This window comes from Rhodococcus zopfii NBRC 100606 = JCM 9919, assembly GCF_001895025.1.
Lineage (GTDB): Bacteria > Actinomycetota > Actinomycetes > Mycobacteriales > Mycobacteriaceae > Rhodococcus > Rhodococcus zopfii.
In genome coordinates this window covers 57,744-65,049 of record NZ_BCXI01000006.1, presented here as the reverse complement: position 1 = coordinate 65,049, position 7,306 = coordinate 57,744, and the positions used below count along the sequence as shown (strand labels likewise).

The following is a 7,306-nucleotide window of genomic DNA, read 5'->3' as shown; positions in this document are numbered from 1 at the left end:
CCGCCGCCGACGGCCTGCGCCGTCGCGGCGGGTGCGGCCGGGAACGGCCGGCCCTGCTCGGACAGGGCCGCGGTGAGCACGGCACCGCCCGGGACGTCGGCGAGCAGCGCGTCCTGCTGCTCGTCGGTGGCCAGCGCGACGACGGGCAGCACCCCGAAGCCGAGGGTGGCCAGGGCCGGGACCGGCGCGGCCTTGCGCCCGATCTCGGTGAGCACCGTCGCGACCTCACCGACGCCGAGTCCGGCGCCGCCGAGGCGTTCGGGGAGGGCGAGGGCGAGCAGGTCGGCGCCGGCGAGCGCGGACCACAGATCGTCTGCGGTCAGGTCGCGGGCGAGCAGGTCGACGGCGACTTCCGCCACCGCCTCCTGCGTCTCGTCACGTGCGAAGTCCACAATTCCACCTTCGATTAGAACGTGTGCCACGTTGTAACACCCCTGAGCGCGTCGGTGGGATGCAAGTCCCGGTCACCGGGGCAGTCCCAGCAGACGTTCGGCGGCCAGGCTGAGAAGTATCTGTTCGGTGCCGCCGGCGATGGTCAGGCAGCGCGTGTTGAGGAACTCACGGCTGAGCGGGCCCTCGACCCACCCCGCCTCGCCCGCCAGGTCCATCGCCAGCTCGGACGTGTCCTGCCGCTGCCGCACACCGATGAGCTTGCGCACGCTCGATGCCGGACCCGGATCCTGGCCGCCGATCTGCGCGAGGGTCGTGCGCAGGTCGAGCAGCGAACCCACCATCGCCTCGCCGATCTGGGTGGCGATCCGGTCCTCGGCGACCGGGTCGCCGGGGCTGGACAGTTCGAGCAGGTCCTCGATGGCATTGCCGAGCGACGACTTGCTGCCCATTGCCACCCGCTCGTTCGCGAGGGTGGTGCGCGCGAGCTTCCAGCCGCCTCCGAGCGCGCCGACCACGCAGTCGTCGGGCACGAACACGCCGTCGAGGAAGACCTCGTTGAACAGCGCGTCGCCGGTGATCTCGCGCAGCGGCGAGACGGTGATGCCCGCGGACTTCATGTCCACCAGGAAGTAGGTGATGCCGTTGTGTTTCGGTGCGTCGCGGTCGGTGCGGGCCAGGCAGATCGCCCAGTCCGCGACCTGCGCGAGTGACGTCCACACCTTCTGCCCCTGCAGTGTCCAGCCGCCGTCGACCTTCTCGGCGGTCGTGCGCAACGCCGCGAGATCGGAGCCGGCGCCGGGCTCGGAGAACAGCTGACACCACACGACATCGCCGCGCAGCGTCGGCATCACGAACCGTTCGATCTGTTCGGGAGTGCCGTGCTCGAGGATCGTGGGCACCGCCCACCAGCCGATCACCAGATCGGGCCGATCCACACCGGCCGCGGCGAGTTCCTCGTCGATGAGGATCTGCTCGGCGGCACGGGCACCACGGCCGTACGGGGCGGGCCAGTGCGGCGCGAGGTAGCCGGACTCGGCGAAGGCGTTGCGGCGCTCCGGCCCGGAAAGCCCTGCAAACGAGGCGATTTCGGCGCGGATGCGGGCGCGGTCGTCGTCGAACTCGGACAGGTCGACACCCAGGTGACGTCGCACACCGGCGCGGGTCAGCGCGGTGACCCGCGCACGCCAGAACGTGGATCCGCCGAGCAGCTGACGGGTGGTGACGGCGCGACGCAGGTACAGGTGGGCGTCGTGTTCCCACGTGAATCCGATACCGCCGAGCACCTGGATGGCGTCCTTGGCGGTCTGCACCGCGGCGTCGAGCGCGACGGCGGTCGCGACGGCCGCAGCGATGGGCAGCTCGTCCGGCGCGGCGTCGACGGCGGAGGCCGCGTCCCATGCGGCGGCGCGGATCTTCTCTGTGCGGCACAGCATCTCGGCACACAGGTGCTTGACGGCCTGGAACGCGCCGATCGGCTTGCCGAACTGTTCGCGGATTTTCGCGTACTCGACGGCGGTGGTCAGCGCCCAGCCGGCGATCCCGGCGAGTTCGGCGGCGGCGAGCGTCGCGACCAGGTCGCGGACCAGGCCCGCGCGCACGGTCACGACACGGTCTGCGGTGACCGCGACCGAGTCGAGCCGGACCCGCGCCAGTGCGCGGGACTTGTCGAGGGTGTCGAGGGGCTCGAGCCGGAGACCGGGGCTGTCGGCGTCGACGAGCGCCCAGCGCTCCTCACCGCCGGATGCAGCGTCACCGTCGTCGCCGGCGACGCGCACGAGGACTGCGACCCCGGGTTCCGCGGCGACCGCCGGTCCGGCATCGCCGCTGAGGGCGAGGCCCTCGGTGGTCTCGGTGGCATCGACCGCGAGATCGAGCGCGGCGGCCGCGGGCAGCGTGCCCTCGCTCAGCACAGCGGCGGTCTTCGCGGCGGAATCGCCGCCGGAACCGAACACGAGCGCGGCCAGCGCGGTCGTGAGAACGGGTCCCGGTGCCAGTTCGTGCGCGGCCTGCTCGAGCATCACGGCCAGATCGACCGCGGTGGCACCGAGCCCACCGGAGGATTCGGGAACGGCCACCCCGAACAATCCGAGCTCGGCGAGCGAAGCCCATCCGGGTTGCCACATTTCCGCTGGCTGATGGCGTAGTTTCTCTATCGGTGCCGCGGCGCGCGCCCAAGCACGCACGGAGGCCTGGACAGCCCGCTGTTCTTCGGTGGTGGCGATACTCACAGCGGATCTCCGCCTTTCGAAAAATGACATCAACGTCTAGAACGTGTTCTAATATGACACCGGTTCAGAGTCAAGGTGTGAGGGAAAGAAGTCCAATCCATGACGACACCGTCCAGCTCGCGGTCGAGCGGAAACGGAACCCTGTCCGCGCTCACCGAGGACGACCTCAGTTCCAATGCCCAGAAGGAGCGCCGCAAGCGGATTCTCGACGCAACCCTGGCGCTCGCGTCCAAGGGGGGATACGAGGCCGTCCAGATGCGCGCGGTCGCCGAGCGCGCCGACGTCGCGGTCGGCACGCTCTACCGGTACTTCCCGTCCAAGGTGCACCTGCTGGTGTCCGCGCTCGGCCGGGAATTCGCACGTATCGACAGCAAGGGCAAGATCCCGCCGGGCCACACCCCGCTCGAACGCATGAACCTGATTCTCAGCCTCATCACCCGTGCCATGCAGCGCGACCCTTTGCTCACCGAAGCGATGACCCGCGCGTTCATGTTCGCGGACGCCTCCGCCGCCGCCGAGGTCGACCGGGTCGGCAAGCTCATGGACCGGTTGTTCGCCCGCGCCATGAACGAGGGCGAGCCGAGCGAGGAGGAGCTGGCCGTCGCGCGCGTCATCAGCGACGTGTGGCTGTCGAATCTCGTGGCGTGGCTGACCCGCCGCTCGTCCGCGACGGACGTCGCCCGCCGGCTCGAGCTCACCGTCGAATTGCTGCTCGGCGACGGCTCCCTGCGTCCCGCCTCGGCGCCCGTCGTCGGCGCCTGAGCGCCCGGCGAACGAACCTGTAACCGGGAACACGTCCCGAACCGGGCATCCGGAGCGACGGGCGGGACCTATTCCCCTACCGTGGGAAGAATGAGCGCCCAAGACCTCCCGATCGACCTGCGTCGCGCACTCGTCACGGTCGCGCGATCCCCGCGGCTGCTCGTGGCGTCGGACTACGACGGAACGGTCGCGCCCATCGTCGCCGATCCAGACAAGGCGTTCCCGCACGCCGAATCGGTGCGTGCCCTGCGCGCGCTCGCGAGCCTGCCGTCGACGTCGGCCGCGGTCATCTCCGGCCGCGCCCTCAAGGACCTGGCCGCACTGTCGCGGCTGCCCGCGGAGGTCCAGCTGGTCGGCAGCCACGGCTCCGAGTTCGACATCGGATTCGTGCACGCCGTCGACACCGACGCCAAGCAGTTGCTGCGCGACATCGTCGCCGGACTCGACGGCGTCGTCCGGCTCTACGCCGGTGTGCACGTCGAGATCAAGCCGGCCAGCGCGGCCCTGCACGTGCGCAACGCCACCGAAGACGACGCGGAGCTCGCCCTGGCCACCGTCCGCAGCGACCTCGCGCGCCTGCCCGGCGTCCAGGTCACCGAGGGCAAGGCCGTGATCGAGTTGTCCGTCGTACCGACCGACAAGGGTCGCGCGCTCGACATCATCCGGCACCAGGAATCCGCGAGCGCCGCGGTGTTCTTCGGCGACGATGTCACCGACGAGAAGGCCTTCCGGTCGCTGCACGGACCGGACGTCGGGGTCAAGGTCGGCGACGGCGAGACGGACGCCGAGTTCCGCGTGGAGAGCACCGAGGAGGTCGCCGCGGCCCTGGCGTTCCTGCTCGAGCAGCGCCGCACCTGGCTGTCCGGCGCGGACGCCCCGCGCATCGAACGTCTCACGATGCTCGCGAGTCCCCGGTCGAAGGCACTGATCACCCCGGACGGCACCGTCTCGTGGTTGTGTCATCCGGAGCCGGACTCGGCCGCGGTGTTCGCGCACCTGCTCGGCGGTGACGCCGCCGGTCACTTCACGATCGGCCCGCTGCGCGAAGCCCTGCCGCTGAGCCAGCGGTACGTCGACTCCACCATGACCGTGGTGACGCGCTGGGCGAGCCTGGCGGTCATCGACTACCTACCGCACGACGTCGAACCGAGCCGTACCGATCTGACGCGTGTCATCACCGGCACCGCGAAGGCGGTCGTGACCTTCGCGCCGCGGCCCGAGTTCGGTCAGGGGCAGGTCACCCTCGAGGCCTGCGACGACGGCTTGCGGGTGCTCGGCCTGAACGAGCCGTACGTGCTGCGCTCCCCCGGTGTGCGGTGGAACATCACCACCGACGGAGCGCAGCAGACCGCACACGCGGAGGTGGACCCGTCGGAGAACGACATCATTCTCGAACTCCGTTGTGGTACAGAAGATCTGAGCCCCCATCCGGTGTCGGAGGTGGAACGTCGCGCGGAGGCGGAGGCGTACTGGTGGCAGTGGGCCGCGGAACTCGAGCTGCCACCGCTCAAACCGGACCTCATCAAGCGGTCGGCACTCACCCTGCGCGGCCTGGTCCACGAGCCGACCGGCTCGATCCTGGCCGCGGTGACAACGTCGCTGCCCGAGGAGATCGGCGGCGTCCGCAACTGGGACTACCGCTACTGCTGGCTCCGCGACGCCGCGCTCACCGCCCACGCGCTGGTCAGCGTCGGCTCGCTCGCCGAGGCCGAGGCCTACCTGGACTGGGTGCATCGCGTCCTCGAGACGATTCCCGGGCCGGAACGACTACACCCGCTGTATTCACTTGCCGGCGGCCCGCTTCCGCCCGAGGCCGTACTCGACACCTTGCCCGGCTACGCCGGGTCCCGGCCGGTGCGGGTCGGCAACGCCGCCAACCAGCAGGTGCAGCTCGACGTGTTCGGCCCGATCGTCGACCTGATCTCGGCGCTCGCACATCGGCGCGAGGAACGCGGCGTCCCGCACGCCGACGCGCTGACCGACCGCGACTGGGACCTGGTGTGCGCGATGGTCACCGCCGTCGAGCGTCGCTGGTTCGAACCGGATCACGGCATCTGGGAGATCCGCGACAACCCACGGCATCACGTGTACTCGAAGGTGATGGGGTGGCTCACCGTCGAACGGGCCCTGACCTTGGCCACGAAGTTCGGGCGGCCCGCCGGTGAGGGCTGGGCCGAGCTTCGGGACGAGATCGCCGACGAGGTGCGGGAGAAGGGCTGGAACGAGGACGTCCGCTCCTACACCGCGGCCTACGACGGCACCGACCTCGACGCCGCGACGCTGTTCGTCGGCCTGTCGGGACTGATCGACCCGAGCGACGAGCGGTTCCACGCCACCGTCGTCGCGACCGAGGCCGAACTGCGCAGCGGATCGACGGTGTACCGGTACCGGCACGAGGACGGCCTGCCCGGCACCGAGGGCGGTTTCCACCTGTGCGCCGCGTGGCTCGTCGGGGCGTATCTCCTCGTCGGCGCCCGGCCTCAGGCGGAGGCGCTGTTCGCGCAGCTCGTGGCGGCGGCCGGCCCGACCGGCCTGCTCAGCGAGGAGTACGACCCGGTCGCCGAGCGCGCACTCGGCAACCATCCGCAGGCGTACAGCCACATCGGGCTGCTGCGCTGCGCGCAGTTGCTGTCGGGACAGTCGATCTGATCTGCACACCGAACTGACACACGCGCATGCCAGGACGTGCGCGTGTGTCTTTTTCGTCGGCGAATCCTGATCGCGGACTATTCAGCGACCCAAAGACTCTCGGCCGGGCCGGCGGTGCGGCCCGGGAGCAGTTCGGTCTTCAGCGTTTCGAACTGACCGAACCCGGAGTGCGACGGCGCCGCGAGCAGCAGCTCGCCGGTGCGGCGACCCTTCTCCTTCTGCGGCTGCCGGATCGTGGTCAGCCCCTCGCGCAGCGCCTCGTCGATGCCGTCGAAGCCGGTGATCGACAGGTGCCCGGGCACATCGAGCCCGGAGTTGTGCGCCCACGCGAGAGCACCGAGCGCGAGAACGTCGGTGGTGCACATGAGCGCGGTGATCCGCGGATCGGCCGTCATCGCCTGGGCGGCACCGGCGGCACCGTCGTCGGCGGTGTGCGCATACCGCTCGACGACGGTGAGTTCGGCGGGGTCGAGCCCGGCGGCCCTCATCGCCTCCTGCACACCGCGGATCCGCTCCTGCTGCACGTGGAACCGGTCGGCGCGGAGTCGCGCAGCGTCGACGACACCGTTGTGGCGATCGCGCCCGAGCCGCATGCACACGACGCCGATCCGCTTGTGTCCCAATCCGATCAGATATTCGGCGAGGCGGCGCATCGCACCGCGGTCGTCGATGCCGACGAGCGGTGCGGTGGAGATACCGCGCGGCTGATCGCATACCACGATCGGCAGGTGCCGTTCGAGCACGGCCGCGAGATAGGGGTCCCCGTCGGGGACCGAGTAGACGACGAATCCGTCGACGGAGGACCGGTGCACGACCTGCGCGGCCTCTTCGTCGTCGCGGCCCGGCCCGGCCGGGACCAGAAGCAATCCCTGCCCGGCGACCTCGCAGGCCTCGGACAGTCCCGACAGGAAACTCATCGCCGCGGGGTCACGGAACGAGTAGCTCAGCGCCTCGGTGAGCAGGACACCGACGGTTCCCGCCTTGCGGGTCCGCAGTGACCGCGCCATCGGGTCGGGCCCGGGATAGCCGCGGCGCTTGGCGACCTCGAAGACGCGTTCGCGCAGTTCCGCGGACAGTTGGTCGGGCCGGTTGTAAGCATTGGAAACCGTGGTCCGCGAGATCTTCAGCTCGGCCGCGATCGACGCCAGAGTGGCCTGGCGGCGCGGCTGTCGGGACCGGGGCATGCACGGACCGTATCGGTGTGTCACCTGTCACGGCCACCCGGGTCGGGTCGGAAGTCCCCTCCGGGTCCGCTAAAGTAGAACGGTAACGGT

5 protein-coding genes are annotated in these 7,306 nt (G+C 70.3%); 2 read left to right on the top strand and 3 right to left on the bottom strand.

Going from position 1 to position 7,306, the window contains the following annotated elements:
* Both RZ1_RS03960 and RZ1_RS03955 read right to left on the bottom strand, forming a co-directional pair.
* A partial coding sequence (locus RZ1_RS03960; RefSeq protein WP_174565162.1) for an acyl-CoA dehydrogenase family protein occupies nucleotides 1-392 on the bottom strand: 392 nt, incomplete at its 3' end.
* A gap of 72 nt (nucleotides 393-464) precedes the next feature.
* Nucleotides 465-2,621, bottom strand: a complete 2,157-nt coding sequence (locus RZ1_RS03955) for an acyl-CoA dehydrogenase family protein (protein ID WP_072809429.1) — start codon at nucleotides 2,619-2,621, stop codon at nucleotides 465-467.
* Nucleotides 2,622-2,720: 99 nt separating this feature from the next.
* Here RZ1_RS03955 and kstR point away from each other — a divergent pair, with 99 nt between their 5' ends.
* Entirely contained in the window at nucleotides 2,721-3,383 is a 663-nt protein-coding gene (gene kstR / locus RZ1_RS03950) for a cholesterol catabolism transcriptional regulator KstR (protein WP_072809427.1), read from the top strand.
* A 90-nt stretch (nucleotides 3,384-3,473) separates the two neighbouring features.
* Nucleotides 3,474-6,032 carry a trehalose-phosphatase gene (gene otsB, locus RZ1_RS03945; RefSeq protein WP_072809426.1) on the top strand — a complete coding sequence of 853 codons (2,559 nt, stop codon included), beginning with the start codon at nucleotides 3,474-3,476 and terminating at the stop codon, nucleotides 6,030-6,032.
* Between the two features lie 77 nt (nucleotides 6,033-6,109).
* Here the strand turns inward: otsB and RZ1_RS03940 are convergent, their stop codons facing one another.
* On the bottom strand, nucleotides 6,110-7,216 hold the full coding sequence (locus RZ1_RS03940) for a LacI family DNA-binding transcriptional regulator (protein ID WP_072809424.1): 1,107 nt from the start codon (nucleotides 7,214-7,216) through the stop codon (nucleotides 6,110-6,112).
* Nucleotides 7,217-7,306 lie beyond the last annotated feature (90 nt).

Coding starts and splice junctions, on each gene's coding strand:
- RZ1_RS03940 (WP_072809424.1), bottom strand. CDS start 7,216: ATGCCCCGGTCCCGACAGCCGCGCCGCCAGGCCACTCTGGCGTCGATC.
- kstR (WP_072809427.1), top strand. CDS start 2,721: ATGACGACACCGTCCAGCTCGCGGTCGAGCGGAAACGGAACCCTGTCC.
- otsB (WP_072809426.1), top strand. CDS start 3,474: ATGAGCGCCCAAGACCTCCCGATCGACCTGCGTCGCGCACTCGTCACG.